The sequence below is a fragment of the Shinella sp. CPCC 101442 genome (assembly GCF_024704725.1).
GTDB lineage: Bacteria > Pseudomonadota > Alphaproteobacteria > Rhizobiales > Rhizobiaceae > Shinella.
This window is the reverse complement of sequence record NZ_JALIQS010000003.1, coordinates 224,857-249,930: the sequence shown is the minus strand read 5'-3', so window position 1 is coordinate 249,930 and position 25,074 is coordinate 224,857. Positions and strand designations below refer to the sequence as shown.

At 63.1% G+C, this 25,074-nt stretch carries 30 protein-coding genes; 15 read left to right on the top strand and 15 right to left on the bottom strand.

Annotation, left to right across the window (positions count from 1 at the left end):
* The first annotated feature begins 54 nt into the window (after positions 1 to 54).
* Positions 55 to 732 (top strand): DUF1800 domain-containing protein, encoded by a 678-nt coding sequence (locus tag MUO32_RS11815; RefSeq protein WP_257948491.1) that lies wholly within the window; start codon positions 55 to 57, stop codon positions 730 to 732.
* On the opposite strand, the gene MUO32_RS11810 is transcribed toward MUO32_RS11815, so the two are convergent.
* Both MUO32_RS11810 and MUO32_RS11805 read right to left on the bottom strand, forming a co-directional pair.
* On the bottom strand, positions 687 to 1,277 hold the full coding sequence (locus MUO32_RS11810) for a hypothetical protein (protein ID WP_257948490.1): 591 nt from the start codon (positions 1,275 to 1,277) through the stop codon (positions 687 to 689). The genes MUO32_RS11815 and MUO32_RS11810 overlap by 46 nt on opposite strands.
* A 17-nt stretch (positions 1,278 to 1,294) precedes the next feature.
* Complete coding sequence (locus MUO32_RS11805) at positions 1,295 to 1,681, bottom strand: acyl-CoA thioesterase (RefSeq protein WP_257948489.1); 387 nt, start codon at positions 1,679 to 1,681, stop codon at positions 1,295 to 1,297.
* 194 nt (positions 1,682 to 1,875) lie between these two features.
* Between MUO32_RS11805 and MUO32_RS11800 the strand changes: the two genes are divergently transcribed.
* From MUO32_RS11800 to MUO32_RS11790, 3 genes are all read left to right on the top strand, one after another.
* A complete protein-coding gene (locus MUO32_RS11800) occupies positions 1,876 to 3,696 on the top strand; it encodes a methyl-accepting chemotaxis protein (protein ID WP_257948488.1) in 1,821 nt (606 codons plus the stop codon).
* Positions 3,697 to 4,005: 309 nt separating this feature from the next.
* On the top strand, positions 4,006 to 5,244 hold the full coding sequence (locus MUO32_RS11795; RefSeq protein ID WP_374708637.1) for an extensin family protein: 1,239 nt from the start codon (positions 4,006 to 4,008) through the stop codon (positions 5,242 to 5,244).
* An 82-nt stretch (positions 5,245 to 5,326) separates the two neighbouring features.
* Positions 5,327 to 5,980 carry a glutathione S-transferase family protein gene (locus MUO32_RS11790; protein ID WP_257948486.1) on the top strand — a complete coding sequence of 218 codons (654 nt, stop codon included), beginning with the start codon at positions 5,327 to 5,329 and terminating at the stop codon, positions 5,978 to 5,980.
* 12 nt (positions 5,981 to 5,992) lie between these two features.
* Here MUO32_RS11790 and MUO32_RS11785 read toward each other — a convergent pair whose 3' ends face one another.
* Positions 5,993 to 6,331, bottom strand: a complete 339-nt coding sequence (locus tag MUO32_RS11785; protein ID WP_257948485.1) for a VOC family protein — start codon at positions 6,329 to 6,331, stop codon at positions 5,993 to 5,995.
* Between the two features lie 474 nt (positions 6,332 to 6,805).
* Between MUO32_RS11785 and MUO32_RS11780 the strand changes: the two genes are divergently transcribed.
* The 4 genes from MUO32_RS11780 (at position 6,806) to MUO32_RS11765 (ending at position 10,286) form a co-directional block, all read left to right on the top strand.
* Positions 6,806 to 7,732 carry an ABC transporter ATP-binding protein gene (locus MUO32_RS11780; protein WP_257948484.1) on the top strand — a complete coding sequence of 309 codons (927 nt, stop codon included), beginning with the start codon at positions 6,806 to 6,808 and terminating at the stop codon, positions 7,730 to 7,732.
* Complete coding sequence (locus tag MUO32_RS11775) at positions 7,729 to 8,490, top strand: ABC transporter permease (RefSeq protein WP_257948482.1); 762 nt, start codon at positions 7,729 to 7,731, stop codon at positions 8,488 to 8,490. Before MUO32_RS11780 ends, MUO32_RS11775 begins: the two co-directional genes overlap by 4 nt.
* 86 nt (positions 8,491 to 8,576) lie before the next feature.
* Entirely contained in the window at positions 8,577 to 9,770 is a 1,194-nt protein-coding gene (locus MUO32_RS11770) for an MFS transporter (protein ID WP_257948481.1), read from the top strand.
* Between the two features lie 138 nt (positions 9,771 to 9,908).
* Positions 9,909 to 10,286 carry a glyoxalase superfamily protein gene (locus MUO32_RS11765; protein WP_257948480.1) on the top strand — a complete coding sequence of 126 codons (378 nt, stop codon included), beginning with the start codon at positions 9,909 to 9,911 and terminating at the stop codon, positions 10,284 to 10,286.
* 96 nt (positions 10,287 to 10,382) lie between these two features.
* On the opposite strand, the gene MUO32_RS11760 is transcribed toward MUO32_RS11765, so the two are convergent.
* Complete coding sequence (locus MUO32_RS11760) at positions 10,383 to 10,934, bottom strand: TetR/AcrR family transcriptional regulator (RefSeq protein ID WP_257948479.1); 552 nt, start codon at positions 10,932 to 10,934, stop codon at positions 10,383 to 10,385.
* A gap of 47 nt (positions 10,935 to 10,981) precedes the next feature.
* Here MUO32_RS11760 and MUO32_RS11755 point away from each other — a divergent pair, with 47 nt between their 5' ends.
* Positions 10,982 to 11,518 carry a dihydrofolate reductase family protein gene (locus tag MUO32_RS11755; RefSeq protein WP_257948478.1) on the top strand — a complete coding sequence of 179 codons (537 nt, stop codon included), beginning with the start codon at positions 10,982 to 10,984 and terminating at the stop codon, positions 11,516 to 11,518.
* On the opposite strand, the gene MUO32_RS11750 is transcribed toward MUO32_RS11755, so the two are convergent.
* From MUO32_RS11750 to MUO32_RS11740, 3 genes are read right to left on the bottom strand one after another with little or no spacing between them, the layout of a single operon-like run.
* Positions 11,519 to 12,217, bottom strand: coding sequence for a TIGR02281 family clan AA aspartic protease (locus tag MUO32_RS11750; protein WP_257948476.1), 699 nt, complete (start codon positions 12,215 to 12,217; stop codon positions 11,519 to 11,521). It lies immediately after the preceding gene.
* Positions 12,214 to 12,435, bottom strand: a complete 222-nt coding sequence (locus tag MUO32_RS11745) for a DUF1289 domain-containing protein (RefSeq protein WP_257948475.1) — start codon at positions 12,433 to 12,435, stop codon at positions 12,214 to 12,216. Before MUO32_RS11745 ends, MUO32_RS11750 begins: the two co-directional genes overlap by 4 nt.
* A 37-nt stretch (positions 12,436 to 12,472) precedes the next feature.
* Positions 12,473 to 13,255 carry an adenosylcobinamide-GDP ribazoletransferase gene (locus MUO32_RS11740; RefSeq protein ID WP_257948474.1) on the bottom strand — a complete coding sequence of 261 codons (783 nt, stop codon included), beginning with the start codon at positions 13,253 to 13,255 and terminating at the stop codon, positions 12,473 to 12,475.
* A gap of 287 nt (positions 13,256 to 13,542) precedes the next feature.
* Here MUO32_RS11740 and cobT point away from each other — a divergent pair, with 287 nt between their 5' ends.
* Positions 13,543 to 14,559, top strand: coding sequence for a nicotinate-nucleotide--dimethylbenzimidazole phosphoribosyltransferase (gene cobT / locus MUO32_RS11735; RefSeq protein ID WP_257948473.1), 1,017 nt, complete (start codon positions 13,543 to 13,545; stop codon positions 14,557 to 14,559).
* 86 nt (positions 14,560 to 14,645) lie between these two features.
* Positions 14,646 to 15,023, top strand: coding sequence for a diacylglycerol kinase (locus MUO32_RS11730; RefSeq protein ID WP_257948472.1), 378 nt, complete (start codon positions 14,646 to 14,648; stop codon positions 15,021 to 15,023).
* A 12-nt stretch (positions 15,024 to 15,035) separates the two neighbouring features.
* Here MUO32_RS11730 and MUO32_RS11725 read toward each other — a convergent pair whose 3' ends face one another.
* Positions 15,036 to 16,571, bottom strand: coding sequence for a HAMP domain-containing sensor histidine kinase (locus tag MUO32_RS11725; protein WP_257948471.1), 1,536 nt, complete (start codon positions 16,569 to 16,571; stop codon positions 15,036 to 15,038).
* A gap of 167 nt (positions 16,572 to 16,738) precedes the next feature.
* Here MUO32_RS11725 and MUO32_RS11720 point away from each other — a divergent pair, with 167 nt between their 5' ends.
* The 3 genes from MUO32_RS11720 to MUO32_RS11710 all read left to right on the top strand — a co-directional run bounded on the left by MUO32_RS11720 (position 16,739) and on the right by MUO32_RS11710 (position 18,511).
* Positions 16,739 to 17,305 (top strand): thermonuclease family protein, encoded by a 567-nt coding sequence (locus tag MUO32_RS11720; RefSeq protein ID WP_257948470.1) that lies wholly within the window; start codon positions 16,739 to 16,741, stop codon positions 17,303 to 17,305.
* Between the two features lie 12 nt (positions 17,306 to 17,317).
* A complete protein-coding gene (locus MUO32_RS11715) occupies positions 17,318 to 17,959 on the top strand; it encodes a uracil-DNA glycosylase family protein (RefSeq protein ID WP_257948469.1) in 642 nt (213 codons plus the stop codon).
* Between the two features lie 66 nt (positions 17,960 to 18,025).
* Positions 18,026 to 18,511, top strand: coding sequence for an Lrp/AsnC family transcriptional regulator (locus tag MUO32_RS11710; protein WP_257948468.1), 486 nt, complete (start codon positions 18,026 to 18,028; stop codon positions 18,509 to 18,511).
* A gap of 72 nt (positions 18,512 to 18,583) precedes the next feature.
* Here MUO32_RS11710 and MUO32_RS11705 read toward each other — a convergent pair whose 3' ends face one another.
* The 3 genes from MUO32_RS11705 to MUO32_RS11695 all read right to left on the bottom strand — a co-directional run bounded on the left by MUO32_RS11705 (position 18,584) and on the right by MUO32_RS11695 (position 21,050).
* Entirely contained in the window at positions 18,584 to 19,270 is a 687-nt protein-coding gene (locus tag MUO32_RS11705) for a DNA alkylation repair protein (protein WP_257948467.1), read from the bottom strand.
* Positions 19,267 to 20,139 (bottom strand): NAD(P)-dependent oxidoreductase, encoded by an 873-nt coding sequence (locus MUO32_RS11700; RefSeq protein WP_257948466.1) that lies wholly within the window; start codon positions 20,137 to 20,139, stop codon positions 19,267 to 19,269. The genes MUO32_RS11705 and MUO32_RS11700 overlap by 4 nt, the downstream gene beginning before the upstream one ends.
* A 95-nt stretch (positions 20,140 to 20,234) precedes the next feature.
* Positions 20,235 to 21,050 carry a class I SAM-dependent methyltransferase gene (locus MUO32_RS11695; RefSeq protein ID WP_257948465.1) on the bottom strand — a complete coding sequence of 272 codons (816 nt, stop codon included), beginning with the start codon at positions 21,048 to 21,050 and terminating at the stop codon, positions 20,235 to 20,237.
* 150 nt (positions 21,051 to 21,200) lie between these two features.
* On the opposite strand from MUO32_RS11695, the gene MUO32_RS11690 reads away from it, so the two are divergent.
* Positions 21,201 to 21,929, top strand: a complete 729-nt coding sequence (locus tag MUO32_RS11690) for a DUF2270 domain-containing protein (protein ID WP_257948464.1) — start codon at positions 21,201 to 21,203, stop codon at positions 21,927 to 21,929.
* 18 nt (positions 21,930 to 21,947) lie between these two features.
* Here the strand turns inward: MUO32_RS11690 and MUO32_RS11685 are convergent, their stop codons facing one another.
* From MUO32_RS11685 to MUO32_RS11670, 4 genes are all read right to left on the bottom strand, one after another.
* Positions 21,948 to 22,214 (bottom strand): usg protein, encoded by a 267-nt coding sequence (locus MUO32_RS11685; RefSeq protein ID WP_257948463.1) that lies wholly within the window; start codon positions 22,212 to 22,214, stop codon positions 21,948 to 21,950.
* 144 nt (positions 22,215 to 22,358) lie between these two features.
* Complete coding sequence (locus tag MUO32_RS11680; protein ID WP_257948462.1) at positions 22,359 to 23,189, bottom strand: ABC transporter permease; 831 nt, start codon at positions 23,187 to 23,189, stop codon at positions 22,359 to 22,361.
* Complete coding sequence (locus MUO32_RS11675) at positions 23,186 to 23,989, bottom strand: ABC transporter permease (RefSeq protein ID WP_257948461.1); 804 nt, start codon at positions 23,987 to 23,989, stop codon at positions 23,186 to 23,188. Before MUO32_RS11675 ends, MUO32_RS11680 begins: the two co-directional genes overlap by 4 nt.
* A gap of 171 nt (positions 23,990 to 24,160) precedes the next feature.
* A complete protein-coding gene (locus tag MUO32_RS11670) occupies positions 24,161 to 24,943 on the bottom strand; it encodes an ABC transporter substrate-binding protein (RefSeq protein ID WP_257948460.1) in 783 nt (260 codons plus the stop codon).
* Positions 24,944 to 25,074 lie beyond the last annotated feature (131 nt).

The window sequence follows — 25,074 nt, the reverse complement described above, 5'->3', positions numbered from 1 at the left end:
TTTCCCGCCTGTCGCGATGTTCTACTCTCCTATACGAGGGTGCGTAACAACAATATGCTGCAGGTCGTGGGCGAACGGCGCATCAATCGGTACAGCATTGTTGTTGGGAATGCCTTGCAGCGCGACCGCCATCTGAAGGCCCGACAGGCCGTCTTCTCCCCGAATGGTTTCTTCGAGCGGCTCTCCTCCTTTTGGAGCGATCACTTCTCGATCAACACCCTCAAGAGCACAGCTGTTCGTATCCTGGCGGCACTGTATGAAGCGGAGGCGATACGACCGCATCTAGCGGGGCGCTTCTCCGACCTCCCGAGAGCTTTCGTGCTGCACCCGACCATGCTGGATTACCTCGATCAGATTCGTTCGATGGGGCCGAGTTCGCCGGTCGGGCTGAAATCGGGGCGCGCTGATCTGGCCTTTACCGAGGACGAGCAGGCCTTCTTCGTCCGACTTTACCGGAACGATCCCGCCTTTGCGATGGTCCCTCGCGAAGCGAGGGAGACGGAGACGGACATGTTTTCCGACCGGATTCGCGCGGACGAGGAAAAGCGGAGCGCCGGCATCCCGCCGTCGCGAAACTGGCGGCGTCCATGCTTTACCAGCAGTTCGGCGTATCCGCGCACGATCTGGAAACCTCGGTCTTTCCCGGGTTGGGCTTCGACAAGCGGGCCGCCTATCTGCGCGGCTAGCTATTCCAGCATGTCGAACGCACGAAAGATCCAGCTGAGCTGGTAGAGGATGCCCAGGGTCACGAAGGTGGTGTGGTAGCGGCGGCTGGCTGTCCAGGCGGCGACAAGGCAAAGCACGATGAAGACGGCGTTGCGCAACGGGTATTCGTAGCCGAAAGACCCGAAATAAGCTTCGCCCTTCAGGGCGGTGTCGAGCAGATCGACGGCGAAGACCAGCGCGAAGACACCGAAGAACCATTTGCGGCGCGAATAGAAGTAGTCTTCGTAGCCGGCATAGTCGTCGAGCACGGTGGGGAAGAGCAGCACGGCGAGCAGGAAAAACAGGCAGCAAAAACTGATCAGGAAGAGATAGACGCCGAAGCCGATCGTCGTCAGTGCCTGCAGGCGGAACTCCCACCACCAGAAATGCAGCAGGAACAGCAGGAGGAAGCCTGCCCAGGCCAGATGCACGGGGTAGGGCTTCACCTTGCCGGGATGCTGGACCAGGAGTGCGATGCCCGTCAGGATGCGGGCAATGCTGAGACTGACCACCATGCCGATGACGACCCGTACATGGCTGAACAATGCGGGATCCGGGGTCGTGTGTTCCATCGCCGGCGCCTCTGCTGTCAATCGACCGGGACGGGCGTGGGCTGGCCGCTCTGGTCGAGCGCGACCATGATGAAGGTGGCGCCCGTTACCTTTTCCAGCGTCGTCGTGAGGTAGCGCTGCGCCCAGGCTTCGACGCTGAGTGTGATCGACGTGCGGCCGACGCGCGCGATGTCCGTGTAGATGCTGAGCGTGTCGCCGATCTTCACGGGAAGCTCGAAGGCCATTTCCTTGACGGCTGCCGTCACCACGCGACCGCGCGCGCGCTCGGCGGCGCGAATGCCGGAGGCAAGGTCCATCTGCGCCATGACCCAGCCGCCGAAGATATCGCCCGCGGCATTGGCATCACCCGGCATGGCGAGCGTGCGAAGGGTGAGCTGGCCGTTCGGCATCTTCGTGTCGGTCATGCGGATCCTCTCCATCTTTCCTCCGGTCTAGCCGAATGCGGGCGAAGGAGAAAGAGGCCGGCGCAGCGCAGGCGAGCGGCATTTTCGAGTATGCGCACGCTCTAAAAATTGATGATTGCAATTTTAGATGATTTTAAGGGGTTTCCCGGACCTTCGGGCATAAGGCGCCGTGCGTCTGAGGTCAGGAGAGCCCGGTGAAGAATTTCAGGATATCCACGCGTCTATCATTGCTTGTCGGTCTTGCCCTGACCATTTTCGCGGCCGCGCTCGTCTACAGCCTCTATCACTATCAGGACGCGATGGTTGCCGAGCGCAAGTCGAAGCTTGCGGCGATGGACCAGAGCATGCTGACGCTCTTCAAACACTATCATGAGCTTGAAACGGCAGGCGCGCTGACGCGCGAAGAGGCGCAGACCCGTGCCAAGGATGCCGTGCGCGCCTTGCGCTACGAGGACAGCGGCTACTTCTGGATCAACGACATGAACGCCGTGATCGTGATGCATCCGATCAAGCCGGCGCTCGACGGCACCGACCAATCCGGCATGGCGGATCCGACAGGCAAGCACATCTTCACCGAATTCGTGAAAGCCGTGAAGGGCAGCCCGACGGGCCAGGCCTTCGTCGATTATCTCTGGCCGAAGCCGGGCTTCGAGGAGCCGGTGCTGAAATATTCGCATGTCGCGGGTTTCGAGCCCTGGGGCTGGATCGTCGGCACGGGCGTCTATGCGGACGACCTTGCGGCGATGTTCCGCAGCAACGCCATCGAGATGGCGATCATTCTCGCCGTCGGCGGCCTCGCCATCATTCTTGCCGCCTACGGCATCGTGAAAAGCGTCACCGGCCCGATCCTGCGCCTCAAGGGCTCCATGCAGGCGATCGCCGAGGAGGACGTTTCGCGCGACGTGCCGGAAACCGAGCGCAAGGACGAGATCGGCGAGATGGCGAAGGTCGTTTCGGTGCTGCGCCAGTCCGTTGCCGAGCGGGCGCAGATGCGGGTGCGCGAAGGCGAACAGCAGATGCGTCTAGACGAGGAGCGCTCGCAGGGGGAACGCCGCCAGCGTCAGGTCAGCGAGAGCCAGGCGGATGCCATGCATGTCGTTGGCGGCGCGCTGGAGCGCCTCGCAAACGGCGACCTCACGGTTTCCATCGGCTCGATCGCCCCGGAATATGCAAAGCTGCGTGATGACTTCAACCGGGCCGTCGATGCGCTTTCCAGCGTCATCAACGCGATCGCCCATTCGACCGAGATCGTGCACGGCAGCGCCGGCGGCATCGCGAAAGCCGCAAACAACCTTTCGCACCGCACGGAGCAGCAGGCGGCTTCGCTCGAGGAAACCGCCGCCGCGCTCGACGAGATTACCGCGACGGTACGTAACGCCTCCGAACGAGCTGCCGAGGCGAGCCGCATGGTGGCGGAGACGAAGCAGTCGACCGGTCGTTCCGGGACGATCGTGCGCGATGCCGTCGCCGCGATGAGCCGCATCGAGGACGCGTCGAGCCGCATCAGCCAGATCATCGGCGTCATCGACGAGATCGCCTTCCAGACCAACCTGCTGGCGTTGAATGCCGGCGTCGAGGCCGCACGGGCCGGCGAGGCCGGCCGCGGCTTTGCGGTCGTGGCGCAGGAAGTGCGCGAACTCGCCCAGCGTTCGGCCAAAGCGGCAAAGGAGATCAAGGGCCTGATCAGCAATTCGGCGACCGAAGTCGGCACCGGCGTCGCGCTGGTACGCTCGACGGGCGACGCGCTCACCGAGATCGAACTGCTGGTCAACAAAGTGAACGACCAGGTGACGTCGATCGCCACCTCCGCCCGCGAGCAGGCGACCGGCCTTGCCGAGGTGAACACCGCCGTCAACCAGATGGACCAGATGACCCAGCAGAACGCCGCGATGGTGGAGGAAACCAACGCCGCCGGTCAGACGCTGACCCAGGAAAGCGAGCGGCTGAAGACACTGCTCGGAAACTTCCGGCTCACCGCAGCCGGAGCGGCGGATCACCGGCGCCGCGCCGCATAAAGCAAAAGACGATCTCCGGAAATCTTACCCCGGTGCCCTTGGCACCGGGGTTTTTCGTTTCCAGCGCGTTCCCGCTTTTCTTCGAAACGCAAAACCGCTGCACACTTTCGCTGGAATTGCGCCGACAACAACGTTTCCTTTACCCTGTTGCGAGAAAATCCAGTGGAATTGCGGGGGTATGGTCCCGCGCCTCCGGTTTCACGTCGGCGTGTCCGAATGCGGACAAAAGCTGCCTGCACCATCACCGGACAGACATGTGCCATCATCGACCTCGCATCGGGCGAGGCCGGGTGCCAGGCGGAAGTGACAATGAGTATTGCGTTCGTTTCTCGTCTTCGCAGGCCGCTCGGGCTGCTTCTCATTCCGGCGATGCTGGCCGCCTGTTCGGGCGGCCTGACGCCGCCCGACGATATCGACGGCGGTGGCGTCAGCGCCATCCGGCCCATGGAGGAGGTAGCGCAGGTGCCGGCGTCCGATAGGGGCGGCACGGGTGAAGACGTAAGCGTCTATCCCGTTGCGGAACCTTCGGGCGGCGGCGAAAGCACGGATACGGCGCTGATGGCGCCGGTCAGTGAAAAGAAGCGCCTGCCGATGATCGACAGCGACGAGGCCATGGGGATTTCCGATCCCGTGCAAACGTCCTCCGGTGTTCTGACCGTTCCTGAGGGCGGCGTCAGCATGGACGAGGGGCTTGGCGTGCAGCCTGTGGAAGGGCTGGCGGAGGCGCAGGCGAACGAGATCGCCGAGGGCAACGCCACGCAGGTCGTGGTCGCCGGGATCGGTTCGGACACCCCCGAGCAGGTCGGCCAGCCGGAGAACATCCCGATGTCGGATGCCGGTCTGGAACTGAGCACGCCAGCGGAAAACGACGGCTATCTCGCCGTGCCGGACAAGGTGACGACGCGCAAGCGCCAGGCGGTCGAGGGCGAGCAGGTCGCCTTCCTGCCGAGGCTCAACAATCCCATGCAGATGCCCGAGACGATGGGTGGCATGCCGGCATCTGAAAAGGCCTGCCGCCAGCGGCTGCTGAAGCTCGGCGTCAAGTTTCGCGATGTACCGCGCATTTCCCGCGGCCGCTCCTGCGGCATCGCGTGGCCGGTGGAACTGTCAGGCCTTTCCGGCGGCATCCAGATCAAGCCGGCCGCGCAGGTGAACTGCCAGATCACCGAAGCCTTCGCGCGCTGGGTTCGGCAGGAGCTGGTACCCTCCAGCCGCACACGCTATCTCTCCGGCGTTTCGGCCATCCACCAGATGTCGTCCTATTCCTGCCGCACGATGAATTCGCGCAAGGGTGCGGCGATGTCCGAGCATGCCAAGGGCAACGCGATCGACGTGGGCAAGATCGTGCTGAAGAACGGCAAGGCGATCGCCATCGAGAAGAAGGGCTTTTTTGCCTTCCGCGAAAAGGGCCTGCTGAAGTCCGTGCGAAGCGACAGCTGCAAATATTTTTCGACCGTGCTCGGCCCCGGCAGCGACCGCTACCACAAGGACCACTTCCATTTCGATCTGCGTGCCAGGAAATCCGGCTACCGGCATTGCAGCCTGTAGGATTGCTTGCAAATTTTCAGCCCGGATGTCGGAATCCCTTGCGGCCAATCGTCTTTGAGATGAACAGCCAGGGAGAGAGATGATGACGGCTACGATTACCGCATTCGAAAGCTCGCCGGATCGCGGGCAGGGGCTGGCGCGCGACATGCGCGTGCGCTGGGCCTTGGAGGAGGTCGGCAAACCCTACGAAGTGCGTCTTCTATCCTTCAAGGCGATGAAGCAGCCGGCGCATCTCGCGCTCAATCCCTTCGGGCAGATCCCGACGTTCGAAGAAGACGGGCTTGCGCTGTTCGAGTCGGGCGCCATCGTGCTCCATATCGCGGAGCAGCATCCCAGCCTTCTGCCGGATGATGCCAAAGGCAGGATGCGGGCGATCATGTGGATGTTTTCGGCGCTCGCTACGGTGGAGCCGCCGATCGTCGAACGGTCGGCCGCCTATCTGATGGAACGCGAAAAGCCCTGGTACGCCGAGAGGCTGCCGATGCTTGACGACCGTATCCGCGTGCGGCTGACCGAGCTTTCCCGTCACCTCGGCGATAGCGAATGGCTCGATGGTGCCTTCAGCGCCGGAGACCTGATGATGATCCATGCGCTGCGCCGGTTGGAATCGTCGGGCCTCCTGAAGGAGTTTCCCGATCTTGAAGCCTACATCGCCCGCGGCCAGGCGCGGCCCGCCTATCAACGGGCTTTTGCTGCGCAACTGCAGGTCTTCGCCGCGGCAACGGCCGGTGGCTAGGTCTTGCCGGGCTCAGTTTTCCTCGGCGAGCACGACGAGGTTCTTGTCGGGATCGCGAAGGCGGATCAGCCGGACATAGCTTGCCTGTTCGATGTCGCCGGGCGAGAGGCCGGCCGTTTCGAGCCGCGACCGTTCGTTTTCCAGGGCGCGGAGGATCAAGGTGAGCGTTCCGTGGCCGGCATCGGCCGGGTTCTGGAAAAATTGGAAGCCCGCGCTATCGGCACGGTGCCATTCGGCCAGGCCTTCCATGGGGCGGGCATCCGGACCGCGATTGAAGATTGCGGTGAACCAGCGGATGCTGGTGTCGAGATCGGCGCAATTGAGATGGGCATAGATCTTGTTCAGGCTCATGGCGGCTCGTCCTTCCTTTGCTGTGCAGAACAAGCGGGAAGCGGGCGGGTGGGTTCCCGGGAGCCGTGATTTTCGGGATGCCAGGCAAAAAAAGACCGGCGGAGCGCCGGTCAAAAGGGGTTGGCAATCCGCCCTAGGGGGACGGTTGCCTGGAACGTCACATTCCAACACCTCCGCCGGGGCGACCGGCGAAGATGCATGCGGTGCTTCCGCGAGGAAGCGTGGCGGACGGGACCGCCGGAGGCTCCCTCAGGGTCGGGAGCAAGGCCGCTGCGAAAGCAGGGGAACGGCGGGTGCGCGGGGTGCAAACCGTCCCTTCGGCCTCGCCGAGACCATGGTTGAAATCGGTCACGGTTTGATGACAACGGATTGCCTGCCAAAGCGAATTTTTTGCCGGCCGCGGGTGAAAATTGACAAGGGACACGCCATATAGGGTGTCCTTCCGCATGAAATTTCCTCTTTTTGGACCCTCCCATGGCGCCCATCGTTTCCATTCGCAATCTCACCAAGAGTTACGCATCCGGGTTCAAGGCGCTGAAAGGCGTCGATCTCGATATCGAGCAGGGCGAAATTCTTGCGCTGCTCGGGCCGAACGGTGCCGGCAAGACGACGATGATCTCGATCATCTGCGGCATCGTCACGCCGAGCGACGGCACGGTGACCGTCGGCGGCCATGACATCCTCACCGACTATCGCAAGACGCGCTCCATCATCGGCCTCGTGCCGCAGGAGCTGACGCTCGATGCCTTCGAGACGGTCTACAACACCGTCGCCTTCTCGCGCGGCCTGCACGGCTGCGCGCCGAATCCCGCGCTGATCGAGCGCATCCTGAAAGACCTCTCGCTCTACGACAAGAAGGACACGATGCTGCGCCATCTCTCCGGCGGCATGCGCCGGCGCGTGCTGATCGCCAAGGCGCTGTCCTACGAGCCGAAGGTTCTGTTCCTCGACGAGCCGACGGCGGGCGTGGACGTTTCGCTGCGCAAGGACATGTGGCAGCTCGTCGAGCGGCTTCGCGCCAACGGCGTCACGATCATCCTGACGACGCACTATATCGAGGAAGCCGAAGAGATAGCCGACCGCATCGGTGTCATCAACCACGGCCGGATCCTGCTTGTGGAAGACAAGAAGGCGCTCATGGCCAAGCTCGGACGCAAGCAGATGACCGTCGAGCTTGCGGAGCCGATCACGGCCGTGCCCGATGCCTTGTCGCCCTATGGGCTGACGCTGTCGGACGAGGGCACGCGGCTGACCTATGAATTCGATTCGTCCGGCGAGAGGACAGGCATCTCGTCCCTGCTGTCGGCACTCTCGCAATGCGGATTGCGGGTCAAGGACATTTCCACGGAGCAGAGCTCGCTGGAAGACATCTTCGTGGAACTGGTGGGAGAGGGCAAATGAACTTCGAGGCGATCAAATCCATCTACGCATTCGAAATGGCGCGTACGCGCCGCACGATGCTGCAGAGCATCGTCTCGCCCGTCATCACCACGTCGCTCTACTTCATCGTCTTCGGTGCGGCGATCGGCTCGCGCATGCAGGAGGTGAACGGCGTGTCCTATGGCGCCTTCATTGCGCCCGGCCTCATCATGCTGACGCTGCTCAACCAGTGTATCGGCAACGGCTCCTTCGGCATCTACTTCCCGAAATTCACCGGCACGATCTACGAACTCCTGTCGTCGCCGATCTCGATGATCGAGATCGTCATCGGCTATGTCGGTGCGGCCGCGACGAAAGGGCTGATCGTCGGTACGATCATCCTCGTGACCGCGGCGTTCTTCGTCGACATCTCCATCAAGCACCCCTTCATGATGGTGCTGTTCTTCGTGCTGACGGCGGTCAGCTTCTCACTGTTCGGCTTCATGATCGGCATCTGGGCGAAGGATTTCGAACAGCTCAACCTCTTCCCCATGCTGATCGTGCCGCCGCTCGTCTTCCTCGGCGGTTCGTTCTACTCGATCGACATGCTGCCGCCCTTCTGGCAGACCGTCAGCCACTTCAACCCGGTGCTCTATCTCGTCTCCGGATTCCGGTGGAGTTTTTACGAGATCGCCGACGTGAACCCCGTCGTCAGCCTCCTGACGGTTCTCGGCTTCCTCGTCGTCTGCCTGTCGATCACCGCCTGGATATTCAAGACCGGGTACAAGCTGAAGAACTAGGCCGGTGGCCACGCCGCAAGCGGTTGACCGTTTTGCGGCACGCCCCTATCCCTCGCGCCATGCATTCTTGAGGCGCGAGGAAATCCATGACGACGTCCAGACCGGCGACCTCCATCCCTGCGACGGTCTGGGTGCTCGGCGTCGTCAGCCTCTTGATGGATATTTCCTCGGAGATGGTGCAGACGCTGCTGCCCTTCTATCTCGTCAGCGGGCTCGGCGCGTCGGCCGTCTTCGTCGGCTTCGTCGAGGGCCTTTCGGTCGCCATCGCGACCGTTACGAAACTCTTCTCCGGCATTCTTGCTGATCGCATGGCGCGGCGAAAGCCGCTGGCCGTTCTGGGTTACGGTCTGGGGGCGCTCTCCAAGCTGATCTTCCCGCTTGCCACGTCCATGGGCTGGATCGTCGCGGCCAAGGCTGTCGACCGTGTGGGCAAGGGGATTCGCGGCACGCCGCGCGATGCCCTGATCGCCGATGTGACGCCGCCGGAGCTGCGCGGCGCGAGTTTCGGTCTGCGCAAGTCGCTCGATACGGTCGGCGGTTTCGTCGGTCCGCTGGCCGCCATCGGGCTGATGATCGTGCTTGGTGGCGATGTGCTCGCCATCTACTGGATCGCGGTCATTCCAGCCTTTCTGGCCGTTCTGCTTTTGATCGTCGGGGTTCGAGAGCCGAAGGCGCCGTTCCAGGCGAAGGGTGGCGGTCTGCCGCGCCTTGCCGATATCGCCCGGCTCAACGGGGCGGTGTGGATGGTCATCGGCGCGGCATCGCTCTTGACGCTGGCACGCTTCAGCGAGGCTTTTTTGCTGCTGAAGTCGCAGGAGGCCGGTTTTGCGCCGGCCTGGATTCCCCTCACCATGGTTGTCATGCATGCCGTCTATGGCCTGACGGCCTATCCGGTCGGAGTGCTGTCGGATCGGATCGGACGGTCGGGGTTGCTGATCGCCAGCCTGTTCGTGCTCGTTGCCGCCTATGGCACGCTTGCCCTTGCTGCGTCCATACCGCTGTTCATCGCCGGGATCGTGCTCTGGGGGCTTCATATGGGGCTTTCGCAGGGGCTTCTGGCCACGCTGATCGCCGATACCGCGCCCAAACATCTCAAGGGCACCGCCTTCGGCGTCTTCAACCTCATCACCGGTGTGGTGGTGCTTTTCGGCAATGTCGCGGCCGGCTGGATCTGGGATGCCCATGGCTCCGGCGCGACCTTCCTCACCGGTGCCGTGCTTTCCGCCGTGACGATACTGGTCGCCGCGCCGATGTTGCTGCGTATCAAGCGCCGGGCGTGATCACACCGTTTTCTTTCCAACGGAGCCGCGCTATGGTCTCGTCCGTAGGCACCGTCCTGCTGACCCAAACAACAACTGGCACACCTTCGGCCGGCACCGTCCGGCGGGGCATGTGTCGTTGCAAGCGGAGGTTCTGCGATGACTGACATCGCCGATCACGGTGTCCGATTTGGACGAATAGCGGCCATGTTGCCGGTCAAGGACATGAAGAAGGCCGAGGCGTTCTACACGGAGGTCCTGGGTTTCAGGAAAGTCTTCGAAAATGGCAGCCCCGTCGGCTTCATGATCCTGAAGCGGGATGCCGGCGAGCTGCATCTCACGCTGCAGCCCACGCACAAGGCGGCGGCTTTCAATGTGGCGCATCTGATGGTGGACGATGTCGATGCGCTGCATACGGCATGCCAGCGCTACGGATTGCGAATCATCAAGCGCCTTCAGGACAAGGACTATGGCCTGCGAGCCTTCGTGTTTGCCGATCCCGACGGCAATCGCATCGATGTGGGGCAGCCCATCTAGAGTATTTCCGGTGAGCTCCGATTCACCAGAAATGTTCTAGTTTTTTGTTTTGGCCATTATCAGACGTCGGAACGGGGCGGCGCGATCCGCTCCGTTTCAATCGTCCAGCCAGCTTTCCAGCACGCGGCGGATGGCTTTCTCCGCCGGCTCTTCGCGCGTGAACGCCCACCAGGTGTGGGCGCCCTGCCAGATGCTCGCCATCTGCCAGGCCAGGCGTTTTCCCTCCTCGGGATTGTCCGACAGGCGCCGTGCCAGCGCCTCGACGAGACTATAGGCCCAGGCGGCACCGCGCGCCCGCAGGGCAGGATCCCGTATGTCTTCGCGCAGGAGCAGAAGGCCATCCGTGGCATTCTGTTCGGCGGTTTCCGGTGGCATCAGAGCCATCAGCAGATCGACCGCGCCGGCTGGTGTCGCGGCGGCTTCGACGTCGGCGGCTTCGGTCTCGGCGTCCAGCCGGTCCCAGGCGCGCAACAGCACAGCCTGAACCATTCTTTCCCGGTCGCCGTAGCGCTGCACGAGAGTTGCCGGCGAAAGGCCTGAAGCCTTGGCGGCGCGCGCGAAGGAGAGCCCGGCCGGGCCGGTTTCCATCACTGTTTCGAGAAGGGTGTCGAGGACTTTCTCGTCCGGGATTGTCTTGTGTCGGGCCATGGTTATATATAAATGAATGTTCGTTTATTATTCAAGGAGATTTTGGCATGGCAAGGATCATAGGCTATATCGCAGCCAGCCTCGACGGGCTGATCGCCGGCGAAAACGACAATCTCGACTGGCTGTTCAAATATGACGGAATGGATCTCGGCGAGCATGACTACCGGACTTTCCTCGGAGGCATCCGCACGGTCGTGATGGGACGCGGCACTTACGACTTCATCGTGCGTGACCCTTCGCCATGGGCCTATGCGGACAAGCGGACCTTCGTCGTCACGTCGCGGCCCATCGAGGCGCCGAAGGGGCCTCTCGAAACCCGGGACGATATCGATGCCCTCATCGCGGAACTGCGCGCGCTCGACGACGGCGATGTCTGGATGCTGGGCGGCGGGCGGTTGCAGATGGCCTTTCTCGAACGCGGGGCGCTGGACGAGATCGAGATCTATGTGATCCCGGAAATGCTTGGCAGCGGGCAGCCGCTGTTTCCGCTGACGGGATTTCGCGCAAGCCCGACGCTCGTCAGCGCGAAGGCGATCGACAAGGGCTGCGTACGACTGCACTACCGGTTCCAGGACGCGGCCTGATCAGTCCTTCAGCCTCAGTTCGTCGCGCGTGATCTCGATGGAGCCCAGGGTTTCCAGGAAACTCATGCCGAGCAGGCTCTGGTCGAGCTGGCCGGCTTGCGTGACCATGCCGCGGATCGTGCCACGCATGATGGGGCCGATGGCGACCTGGCGCAGCGTCACCGGGGCGGCCATCGCGCGGCCGTTGGCGGTGGAGACTTCGATGGAAAAGACGAGATTGTCGGGATTGATGCCGAGCCGCATGGCGTCGTCATAGGTCAGCACGATGGAACTGGCGCCGGTATCGACCAGCATGCGCAGCGGCGTGCCGTCAATGCTGACATCGGCCTCGAAATGGCCGGAGATGCCCTTGTGGACGACGAGGATCTGCTCGCCGCCGGCACCTGTCGTCACGACGGCGCGGCCGGGAATGAGGCCGGCGGTCAGGCGGCTGCCGACCTGCTGCAGGTCGAAGCGATAGAGATAGGCGGTGGCGAGCGCCAGGATGACCAGGAGCCAGATGGCGGCCTGGCGCAGGCTCTCGCCCCATTGGCGGCGGCTCGCGAGAATGCCGGCGGCCATCATCGTGCCGATCGCCGAGAGTGTCACGAGGCGGCCGAAATCGTCGTTGTCGATGCCGAGCGTGCGGCCGCCGTCGTGATTGAGGATCAGGAGGACGAGACCGGCGCCGAGGATGCCGAGAAGGATATAGAGCCTCATGCCTCGCCGCGCTCCCGTGCCATGCGGGTGCGGCGGGTCTCGCGCCGGGGCTTGCGCTCGACGGTCTCGAGCCGCGCCGGCAGTTCGGCCATGATCGTGCGGCGCTGCTCGGAGCTATAGAGCGTCCAGGCGCCGATTTCGTCGCGCGTGCGACCGCAGCCGAAGCAGAAGCCGGTCACCATGTCGATCGAACAGACGAGAATGCAGGGCGATTCCATTGCAGCTCCGGATATCCACTTTTCCTATATCGTCAGCTCAAAGCGTCAAGGCAAGGGCGAACAGGATAGACATTTCCGTGAGCTGCTGTGTGGCGCCGATCGTATCGCCGGTATGCCCGCCGATCTTGCGAACCGCGATGCGGTTGAAAACCAGCACGGCGGCCATGGCTGCGACGAGAGAGAGCGGAAGCGATAGGATCGTCGCGTGCGGCACGAGGAGCAGGGTGGCCATCAGGATGCCGGAGACGAGGGCCGTGACGGTCGCGGCGCGGTCCGGTTCGCCGACCGAGGCGGCAACGCCATCGCGCCGCGCGGGCGGCAGCAGCGACCAGTGCCAGACCATGGCGGTGCGGCTGGCGGCGGCGACGGCGAGCAGCGCCATGGCGAGGCTGGCGGGTGTCAGCACCGGTGCAAGGGCGGCGATGGCGGCGCTGCGGATACCGAAGGAGAGAACCAGCGCGACCACGCCATAGGAGCCGACGCGGCTGTCCTTCATGATGGCGAGCGCGCTTTCCCGGTCCCGCCCGCCGCCGATGCCGTCGGCGCTGTCGGAGAGCCCGTCTTCATGCAACGCGCCGGTGATCAGCACCTGCAGGCCGAGCACGGCGAAGGCGAGGAGCAGGGGCGGCGCGTGGAAGGCCGAGAGCACGGCGGCAAGCGCGGCCGGCGGCAGCACGATCAGTATGCCGGCGGCGGGAAAGGCCGAGACGGCGCGCGACAGCCGCCCGTCATGGCCGATGAAGTGGCGCTGCGGCACGTGCACGCGGGAGAGAAAGGCGACGGAGCGGGCGATGTCGTCGATATAGTCCTGGATGGTCACGCTGGAGACCCCTGCTGGCAGGCGGCCAGGCTGGCCGCCGACCCGTGAAGAATAATCCCCGGAGCATGCTCGGAGATGGAGGAAAGCACGAGCTGCGGTGGTGTTCGCACCCGTGCGCGACATCGTAGAGCCGGCATGGCATGGCGGCTTTCCGATGCGCGACACCCGTCGCCGCCGCTCGCCGCAAAAGGCGTCGGCCGCTGCCGCAAATGCGGTTGTCGGAGCCGCGCCCTGCCTCTATTAGGAGACACCTGCCTTTGAAAGTCCCAAGCAAGGAATATCCCAAGATGAGTGCCAGCGGCCTGCCGTTCGATGATTTTCGTGAATTGCTGCGCAATCTGCCCGGTCCGGACGGGGCCGCGCTGGTTGCCGCGCGTGAACGGGACGGGCAGTTGACGAAGCCGCCGGGCGCGCTTGGACGGCTGGAGGAAATCGCCTTCTGGCTCGCCGCCTGGACCGGCCGTCCGCCGGCCGTGACGCGTCCGCTGGTCGCGATCTTCGCCGGCAATCACGGTGTCACCAAGCAGGGCATCACGCCCTATCCGTCCTCGGTTACCGCGCAGATGGTGGAGAACTTCGCCGCCGGCGGGGCCGCGATCAACCAGATCTGCGTGACGCACGATCTCGGCCTGAAGGTCTTCGACCTCGCGCTCGATTATCCGACGGCCGACATCACCGAGGAGCCGGCGCTGTCGGAGCGCGACTGCGCCGCCACCATGGCCTTCGGCATGGAGGCCGTTGCCGGTGGCACGGACCTGCTGTGCATCGGCGAAATGGGCATCGGCAACACGACGATCGCCGCCGCCATCAACCTGGCGCTCTATGGCGGCACGGCGGAAGAATGGGTCGGCCCCGGCACGGGCTCGGAAGGCGAGGTTCTCAAGCGCAAGATCGCGGCCGTCGAGAAGGCGGTCGCGCTCAACCGCGGCCATCTTTCCGATCCGCTGGAAGTGCTGCGCCGGCTTGGCGGCCGCGAGATCGCGGCGATGGCCGGCGCCATCCTCGCCGCCCGCATGCAGAAGATCCCCGTCATCATCGACGGTTACGTCGCGACGGCGGCCGGTGCCATCCTGCGCGCCGCCAATCCCTCGGCGCTCGATCACTGCCTGATCGGGCATGTCTCGGCCGAACCGGCGCATATGAAGTCGATCGAGAAGCTTGGCAAGACGCCGCTTCTGGCGCTCGGCATGCGCCTTGGCGAGGGCACCGGTGCCGCCCTTGCCGCCGGTATCGTCAAGTCGGCCGCCGCCTGCCATTCCGGCATGGCGACCTTCGTTCAGGCGGGCGTCAGCAACCGTTCGTAGAGCGCGGCCGGCAAAAAGCCAAAATGGCATGGATTGAGACCCGTGGGGCGATGGCTCCGCGGGCACTGCAGGAACGGGATTGTGCAATGGGTCAGGGACCAATCGAGAAAAAGACGGGCTTCAGCCACCTGATCGCCGCGGCGACCTATTCGGCAGCCGGCGCGCGCCGGCTGCTCGGCGAATCCGCCTTCCGTCATGAACTGATCGCCTTCGGTGTGGCGATGGTGATCTTCGCCTTCGTCGGCGCCTCGTTCTTCCAGTATGTCGCGATGGCGATCCTCTTTCTCCTGATGGTCGCTTTCGAGGCGCTCAACACGGCGATCGAGGAGATCGTCGACCGGGTGTCTCCGGAGATTTCCGAAATGGGCAAACATTCGAAGGACCTGGGCTCCTTCGCCGTGTTCTGCCTGATCATCGCCAATGCGGGCTATGCCGGCTATGTGGTGATTTCCCAGTTCATCTGAAGCTCGACGGCCTCAGGCAAAGCTCTTCTTGCGCGGAGAAACGGCCTGGGTTTCCGTGACGGCGGGCAGGCTTTGCAGCACGCGCTTGGCCGGCAGGATGGCGATGGCCTCGGTGCCTTCGCGCAGCTTCGATTTCAGGATGAATTCGCCATTGTGCTTGGCCAGGATCGCCTGGACGATCGGCAGGCCGAGACCCGTGCCCTGTTCGGCACTCTTGATGGCGATGGAGCCCTGGCCGAAGGCCGAGAGCACGACGGGGATTTCGTCTTCGGGAATGCCGGGGCCGTTATCCCTGATTGAGACATACTGGCCGCCACCGGCGGTCCAGCCGGCCTTGACGACGATCTCGCCGCCCTGGGGCGTGAACTTTACCGCGTTCGACAGCAGGTTCAGAAGGACCTGGCGCAACGCCTTCTCGTCTGCCCAGACAGCGGGCATGCCGCCTTCGACCTGTTCCGATATCGTGATGTTCTTCGCCCGCGCGCGCAGCTGCACCATGCCGATGCAATCCTCGGCGATATCGACGAAATGCACGGAATCTTCCGACAGGTCGTATTTGCCGGCCTCGATGCGCGAGAGGTCGAGGATCTCGTTGATGAGGTTGAGCAGGTGCTGGCCGGAACGATGGATGTCCGACGTGTATTCCTTGTAGACCGGGTTGTTGAGCGGCCCCAGCACTTCCGTCGACATGACCTCGGAGAAGCCCAGGATGGCGTTCAAGGGGGTGCGCAGTTCATGGGACATGGAGGCGAGGAAGCGTGACTTCGCGAGATTTGCCTCTTCCGCGCGGCGGCGGGCTTCGTCGGACATCGACTTTGCTACTTCCAGCTCGGCGATCAGATCATCCTTTTCCGATTGCGAGGAGAGGAGTTGCGCGCTGGTCTGACGCAGGCGATGCGTCATGAAGATGAGGAAGACGAGGGCGGCGAAAATGATGGCGGCCATCGCCATCGTGGCGGGGACAGGACGCAGGAGTGTCGAGACGGTCAGCGCCAGCACCGTCGGCAGGAAGGTGTAGAGCACGGCATGACGCAGCATCAGCGTCGTGATCGTCGTGACGGCGAGCGCGACGAGGAGGGCGGTGCCCTGGTAGAGTTCGAAGGTGACGCCGGTGCATTTGCCGCAGGTCTGGAGAGCAAAGGCTGCCCAGGCGAGGCCCATGACGACCTGCGCCGCAAGGAAGCGGCGCTGCCAGCGGCGCACGTTCTCGGCAGTGACGTCCTTTCCGCGGGCGCGGCGCGCGACGATCATGCCGATCGCATGGACGCTGAGGGCGAGCACGGCCCAGGCCATGAGGCCGATTTCCTCGGTCAGATAGATGCCGATGGCGGTGATCAGCACGATGATCGTCGGGATTGCGAGCGCGCTCTGCACCGCCGAGGCGATGTGGAGTTGCAGCATTTCCCGCTCGAAGCCGGCGGAAATTCCGGTCGCCGTCTGCAGCCGCTCACGAGTCGCGCGAACGGCCCGCGAAACAGCCTTGTTTCTATGGCTGCGCGACTTGTCGACGATGATCTTGTCGGTCGAGGTACTGACGCCGGTACTCATCACGATTGCACGGTTGCTGTTGGCGTTGAATTCTAGGGGGCAATCCTTAAGAAGATGCTGCCGCGCATAAACCATTTACGAACCATTCCGGCATTTCCGTAGCGTGAATTCGGCGCCACTTCGGCATATGACGGTGCGTCAGGACTCAACGGCAGGAAACGGGAATCATGGGGCTTTCCAAACGGGCGCGCGATGTCGGCGTGGCAATGGCGATCCTGGCGCTGACGGCGCTGGTCGTTCTGCGGATCGGCGGCGAGAGCGGCGAGACGATCACCGGAACCGCGCGTGCGGCCGATGGCGATACGCTGACGCTCGACGGGCACCGCATCCGCCTCGCCGGCATAGATACGCCGGAGATGATGCAGATCTGCAAGCGCGACGGGGTGGACTGGCGCTGTGGCGTCGCAGCACGCTCGCGGCTGGCAGAATTTCTGCGCGCCGGGCCTGTCACCTGTCGCAGCCAGGGCAGGGACAAATACGACCGGCTTCTGGCGCGCTGCGAGACCGTTGCCGGCGATCTCGGCGCGCGCATGGTGCGCGAGGGGCTTGCGGTGTCCTATGGTGGCTATGAGGATGAAGAGCAGTTTGCCAAGGCCGAGCGCAAGGGACTGTGGGCTACGGAATTCGACCTGCCGCAGCAATGGCGCAAAATGAATGGCCGCCCGCAGGAGGATACGCATCAGGGAGAAACCGGCGTGTTCGGCGGTATTCTGGCGACGCTGGGCTGGAGTTGAACGGACGGTGCGATGGACGAGCGAAACCCTGCCGACGACATCGCTGCGCTGAGCGCGGCGATCGCGGCCTGCCGGCTCTGTCGTGATGCCCCGGCGAAGGGGCCGGACGATCGGTTGCCGCACGAACCGCGACCCGTTGCCGTCATCTCCCGAACGGCGCGCATCCTTATCGCCGGGCAGGCGCCCGGGCTGCGCGTGCATGAGAGCGGGCTGCCTTTCAACGATGCTTCCGGTGACCGCCTGCGCGACTGGCTGGGCGTGACGCGCGAAGACTTTTACGACCCGCGAAAATTTTCCATCGTGCCGATGGGCTTCTGTTTTCCCGGCTACGATGTCCACGGCAGCGACTTGCCGCCACGCCGGGAATGCGCCCCGCTTTGGCGAACGCGGGTCATCGCGGCCATGCCGCAGGTGGAACTGGTGCTGGCGATCGGCCAGTATGCTCAGGCATGGCATCTCGGTGCGGCGAGGGCGAAGAGCATGACCGAGACTGTGCGCGACTGGCGCCGCCATCTCGGACGCAACGAGGCGCCAGCCGTCTTGCCGCTGCCGCATCCGAGCTGGCGCAATACCGGCTGGCTGAAACGAAATCCCTGGTTTTCGGAAGAGGTTCTGCCAGAACTGCGAAAGCGGGTGAAAATTATCGCGGAATGAAATGTAATTCTTCCCATTTGCCGTAATGTCGGTGTATGAGGGAATTAAATTTCTTAGGGGACTATAATGGATCGTCTGGACCGCAAAATCCTGCGCCTTCTGCAGGAAGATTCCACGCTGGCTGTGGCCGACCTCGCCAAGAAGGTCGGGCTTTCGACCACGCCCTGCTGGCGGCGCATCCAGAAGATGGAAGAGGATGGCGTGATCCGCAAGCGCGTCGCGCTGCTCGATCCGATCAAGATCAACACCAAGGTCACCGTCTTCGTCTCGATCCGCACCAACTCCCATTCCACCGAATGGCTGAAGCGTTTTTCCGAAGTGATCGTCGAATTCCCTGAAGTCGTGGAATTCTACCGCATGAGCGGCGAGGTGGATTACCTGCTGCGCGTCGTGGTGCCCGACATCGGCGCCTATGACGCCTTCTACAAGCGCATGATCGCCCGCATCGAAATTCGCGACGTCTCGTCGGCCTTCGCCATGGAGCAGATCAAGTACACGACCGAGTTGCCGCTCGACTACATGGTCGTGGACCAGAAGAGCGGCGACGACTAAGGTCTGTCGGCCCAGGGTCTGGTTTTACGGCATTATCCGACGCCGAAGCGATGTCGCTTCGGCTGGAAATGCTCAGCGCTTGATCCGCGCGAGGATCTTTTCGTCCGTCAGCTCGCGAACGGCATCCTTGCCGATCCAGCGTGCCGTCCTGTCCGAACTCTCGGAGAGTTTTTGCGCAAGCGCGACGGCCGGCGCGTGGCAGGCGTGGCTGCGCTTGCCGATGTTGCGCAGCGCCCAGTTGACCGCTTTCTTCACAAAATTGCGTGGGTCGCCGGCATGATCCTCGATGAGGTCCAGCCAGGCGATCAACGTCGCGTCCGGTTCTTTTTTCAGATGCATGGCCGCGCCCGCAATCATCGCGAAGGCGGTGCGGCGCACGAATTCCCGCTCGTCGGCCGCGAAATCCGGGATCAACTCGACGAGCCCGGCCTCGACAAAGATATCCGCCGCGCCATCGACGATTTCCCAGGAGTTGAAATCCTCGCTGAGGCGCCATGCCTCTTCCGTCGTGAGTTTCTTCGGCTCGAGTGTATAGAGCGCCAGCATGCGGGCTTCGCGGATGTCGCTCGTCCACAGCGCGAAGGCGCGTGCGTGGTTCCTGCCTGTTAGCCGCCCGATCTTGCGCAGGTCTGGGTTGGAAATTCCGAGCGCTGTTCCGGTGGCGATGCCGAAGCGCTCCATGCCGGCGATGTTTTCCTCCGACCGGAGCGACCGGAGGTGGTCGATGATCTCGCTGGCGGTGGAAGCCTGATCGATCATTTCCGTTCGAGACGGGCGAGCAGCGAGGACGTGTCCCAGCGATTGCCGCCCATGTCCTGCACGTCGCCGTAGAACTGGTCTATGAGGGCGGTGGTCGGCAGCTTCGCGCCGTTGCGCCGGGCTTCGGACAGGACGATGTCGAGGTCCTTGCGCATCCAGTCGATGGCGAATCCAAAATCGTATTTGCCGGCGATCATCGTCTTGTGGCGGTTGTCCATCTGCCAGGAACCGGCAGCGCCCTTGGAGATGACCTCGATGACGGCTTCCATGTCGAGCCCCGCCTGCTTGCCGAAATGGATGGCTTCGGCGAGACCCTGCACGACGCCGGCAACGCAGATCTGGTTGACCATCTTGGCGAGCTGGCCGCTGCCGGCCGGCCCCATCAGGCCAACCATGCGGGCATAGGCGTCGATGACGGGCCTTGCCTTGTCGAAGACCGTTTCCTCGCCGCCGCACATGACCGTCAGCACGCCATTCTCCGCGCCGGCCTGACCGCCGGAGACGGGAGCGTCGATGAAGTGCAGGCCCTTGGCCCTGGTTGCCGCATCGAGTTCGCGGGCGACTTCGGCGGAGGCGGTGGTGTTGTCGATCAGGATGGCGCCGGCCTTCATGCCGTCGAGCACGCCGCCTTTTGCCGTCGTCACGGAGCGCAGGTCGTCGTCATTGCCGACGCAGGTGAAGACGAAGTCGGCGTCTTCTGCGGCTTCCGCCGGTGTGCGGAACGCCGTGCCGCCGAATTCGGCCGCCCATTTCTCGGCCTTGGCGAAGGTGCGGTTGTAGACCGCGACCGCATGGCCGCCCTTGACCTTCAGGTGACCCGCCATGGGATAGCCCATGACACCGAGACCGATGAACGCAACTTTTGCCATGCCGTACCCTCCTGCACTTGCTGGCAGGAGGTGTAACGGATCATCGTTTCCGGCGAAAGTGTTTCTCTCAGATGCGGGGAAATACTCCCCGCCCTTCAGCCGCGATACTTCGCGAGCACGAGGTGACCGGCGATCGGCTGGCCTTCCTCCATGCGCACGGTGATATCTGTGATCTCGACGAGATCGAAGCCGGTCTCGTCGAGACGCTGGAGGACGTAATCGGCTGCATGCGCAAAACGCTGGTTCGGACCGACCATGAAGGGGCGGCCGGCAAAGGTGTGTTCGGGCAGCGTTTCGGACGAGAAGATGAAGTGTCCCCCCGCTACGAGATTTTCGGCGACGCCGAAGAACAGCGGCTCCAGCGCGCCGAGATAGGGCAGCACGTCGGTCGCGGTGATGAGGTCGAAGGGCTCGTCGTCGTTGTCGTCGAGGAAGTCGACGGCTTCGCCGACATAGAGCGTCTCGTAGAGGTCCTTCTCATGGGCGACTTCGATCATGTTCTCCGACAGGTCGACGCCGGTGATGTCCTCCGCCATATCGCGCAAGGCGCCGCCGGTCAGACCCGTGCCGCAGCCAAGGTCGAGCACGCGCTGGAACGGCCCCATCTTGAGGTCCTGGAAGCGCTGGCGCACCAGAAGCGGCACGCAATAACCGAGCTGCTCGACGAGCACGTCTTCGAACACTTCGGCATGCTGGTCGAAAAGGGTGGCGACATAGGCGTCCGGCGCCTTTTCCGGCGTGTCGCCACGGCCCATCGAGGCGAGCCGCACGGCCGCCCCGCCATGGTCATCGGGGTCGAGCGCCAGCACGTCGGCATAGGCCTGGGCGGCGGCATCGAAATCGCCGGATTTTTCCAGCGAGAGGGCGCGGTTATAGGCTTCCGCGAGCGCATCTTCGTCGATCTTTTTCATGAGGCGTCTCTTAAGGTCCAGGCGGAGTTTTGGCAATGGAGTGTGCACGCGGCGGCCGGCAGACCAAGCTTAAGTGCAAATAGCCGTTTATCAATTGCTGAAACAGGCGCATCATCCTCGCAAGACCAAAAAGACAGTTGGAGGAAGGATATGCCCGCCGATATGTCCCCTTTGTCGCTTTCCGCCGAGGCGAAGCGCACAGGCAGTCCCGCTTTGCCGGCGACGCCCATGGAGACCATCAACACGATGGTGCACTATTATCGCGGCGAGCTTGGCCGCATGGCCGGCTGGCGCGACCGGATCGACCGAACGTCGAACTGGGCGATCACGGTGGTGGCGGCGCTGCTCTCGGTGTCGCTCTCGACGCCGACCTCGCATCACGGCGTCCTGCTCTTCGCCATGCTGCTCGTCTCGCTGCTCCTGATGATCGAAGCGCGACGCTACCGGTTCTTCGACGTCTACCGCGCGCGGGTGCGCCAGCTGGAGCGCTTCTACTTCGCTGAAATCCTCAACCCGCGCGCCGCCCTCGACCTCGATTGGGCCGCGCCGATCGCCAAGAGCCTGCGCAAGCCGGAGTTCCTGATCAGCTACCGCGACGCGGCCTGTCGGCGGCTCCGGCGAAACTACTGCTGGCTCTATCTCATCCTGCTGCTCGCCTGGGCCTTGAAGATTTCATCCTCGATGATGCAGAGGCCGGCCACGGCAGGCAAGGACATGACGCTCGCGCTCGAACATGTGGTCGCCAATGCGGCGCTCGGCCCGATACCCGGCCTCGTGGTGATCGGCGGCGTGGCGCTGCTCTATGCCGTCATCGCCTATTTCTCGATGAAGGTGGACATGTCCGACACCGAACTGGCGCATGGTTCGGTGCATGTCTGACCATCCTGGACTTCGGGCTCAGTTGATGACGAACTCGCCCTTCAGCGCGCGCCACTCCGTCGCCGAAATCAGACGGCGGTGGATGTAGCGGACGGAGTGAATGGGGCCGTCGAGCTTTTCCTGCCAGAATTTCAGGAAAGTCTTCATCTCCGGGAAATCCGGGGCGAGGTCGTAGTGCTGCCAGATATAGGTCTGCAGGAATTGCTGATGATCGGGCATGCGATAGAGGATCTGGGCCGTGGTCACGCCGTAGCCCTTGAGCTGCATTGCCATGTCGTTCGTCATAGGGACCTCATTGCTGCTGAATGATGGTCCCTATGATTGAACGCCCGCAAGGTTAACGCAGCCTTAACGTCTCGCGACGTAAGAGGATATTTCTTTTGAAAACAGTGTGTTGGCAGCACTCGCAATCGAGTGCTGCCAATGATGTCAACGCTTGAGGTGGCGTGTCAGGCGGGCTTCCAGCCAGGCCCAGATGTTGCGCAGCAACTCCACGATCAGCAGATACATCAGCGCCGCCCAGAGATAGGCCTGGTAGTCGAAGGTGCGCGAGAAGGCGAGGCGGGTCTGGCCCATCAGGTCGAGAACCGTGACGATGGCGACGATGGCCGAGCCCTTGATCATCAGGATGATTTCGTTGCCATAGGGACGCAGCGCCACGATGAGGGCCTGCGGCAGGATGACCTTGAAGAAGGCGATCTTCTTCGGCAGGCCAAGCGCATCGGCGCCTTCATGCTGGCCGCGCGGAACGCTCTCGATGGCGCCGCGCAGGATTTCGGCCTGGTAGGCGGCGGTGTTGAGCGTGAAGGTGAGCAGCGCGCAGTTCCAGGCATCGCGGAAGAACCACCAGAGCCCCCAGGCTTTCAGTTCGGCCGAGAAACTGCCGAGGCCGTAATAGATGAGGAAGAGCTGGGTGAGCAGCGGCGTGCCGCGGAAGAAGTAGACATAGGCGTAGGCGATCCAGGAAAGGACCGGGTTCTTCGACATGCGCGCGAAGGCGAGGGGCAGCGACAGGAGGGCGCCGAGCACGACCGACAGGACGACGAGCAACATCGTCACGCCGAGGCCGGACAGGTAGTTCGGGCCGTATTTCGCGAATTTTTCCGGATCCCATCCGCCGACGATCATCATGAAGATGCCGACGGCGAGCGCCAGCCAGATGCCCAGGAAGGCATTGCCGAAGAGGCGGCCGGCGGTGACGGGTTTCGGCGGGGCCGGCGGCGGGGCCTGCGGTGCGATGAGGGTGGTGACGAAGCTCATCGTGCGGCCTCCGAACGCTTGGCCCAGCCCTCGATGCTGGAGAAGACCAGCGAGGAGAGGAAGGCGAGGATGAGGAACAGCACGCAGGCGATGGCGTAGAACTCGAAGGCTTCCTTGGTGACGCGTGCCGCGACACTCGTCTGGCGCAGGATATCCGGCAGGCCGACGACGGAGACGAGGGCGGTGTCCTTCAGGAGCGCCATCCAGAGATTGCCGAGGCCGGGCAGGGCAACGCGGATGAGCTGCGGCAGGACGATGAGCTGCATGGTGCGGCCCTTGTGCAGGCCGAGCGCATAACCCGCCTCGTACTGGCCGCGCGGAATGGCCTTGAAGGCCGACAGCAGCACTTCCGAGCAATAGGCGGAAAAGACCATGCCGAGCGCGATCATGCCGGCGAAGAAGGCGTTGATCTCGATCGTGCCCTCATAACCGATCGCGGTCGCGAAGTTCTGCACGACGATCTGCAGGCCGTAATAGATGATGAAGAGCGTCAGAAGCTCCGGCAGGCCACGGAAGAGCGTGGTGTAGATGTTGGCCGAAAGCCGCAGCGACTTTTCTTCCGACTGTTTTGCCAGCGCGATGAAGAAGCCCATGACGAGGCCGACCGGCAGCGTCGCGATGGCAAGGCTCGCCGTGACCAGGAAGCCGAAGGCGATCTCGTCGCCCCAGCCTGCGGCGCCGCAGGCGAGCAGCGTGTTGCCCGCGAAAAGATTGAAGATGCCGATCGGTCCGCAGAGGGGATCGATGATCCCCAGAAATGCGGATACCGCCTCGACGATGGCGGTGAAGAACCCGCTCATGCCAGAATTACCCCCGATGCGCGTTTTACGCTTCTTGTTAAGGCGCTTGATGCGCCCCTCTTTTCTTTATGTCCAACTTCTCAAACAAAAGGAGCGGGAGAGCAAGCCCTCCCGCCCGTGCATTCTGGTGATGGGGTCAGAAAAAACCCTCATGAGCAGAATGTGCCGATCTTACTCGCCGTAAACGTCGAACGGGAAGTACTTGGCGTTGATTTCCTGGTACTTGCCGCTCTTGCGGATCGCCGCGATCGCCGCGGTGAACTTGTCGGCCAGTTCCGTTTCGTCCTTGCGGACCGCGATGCCGGCGCCTTCGCCGTTGATGACCGGGTCGATCGGCAGCGTGCCGAGCAGCTTGCAGCACGAGCCGGCGTCGGTCTTCAGCCATTCCGAGAGAACGACGACGTCGTCGATGGCGGCATCGATGCGGCCGTTGGCGATGTCGAGCTTGTACTCGTCGGACGTCGGATACATCTTGACGTCGGCATCCTTCATATGCGCCTGGGCATAGTTGGAATGGGTCGTAGAACCCTGGGCGCCGAGCGCCTTGCCGGCGAGCGCTTCGGGCGTCGCTTCCTTGATGTCGGAATCCTTCGGCACGATGATGGCCGGCGGCGTGTTGTAGTACTTCTTGGAGAAGTCGACCTTTTCCTTGCGCTCGGCGGTGATCGACATGGAAGCGACGATGGCGTCGAACTTCTTGGCGATCAGTGCCGGAATGATGCCGTCCCAGTCCTGCGTCACGAAGGTGCATTCAGCCTTCATTTCCTCGCAGAGCGCCTTGGCGATGTCGATGTCGAAACCGGTCAGCGTGCCGTCGGCCTCGAGATTGTTGAAGGGCGGGTAGGCGCCTTCCGTGCCGATCACGATCTTCTCGCCTTCAGCCATCGCGGACGTCGCGAAGAGGGCGATGACGGCAGCCGATGCTGCGAGCGTGAAACGTTTGGAAATACGCATTGTGATCCTCTCTGTTGAAGGCTCTCGGGTTTTTCTTGTTGTCCGGGCCCTGAATTGAAGCGGGCAGGCCTGCCCGCTTGGGTTGGATAATCGAACTGTTTCTCACAAAAAATCAACTGCTTTTCCGCCGT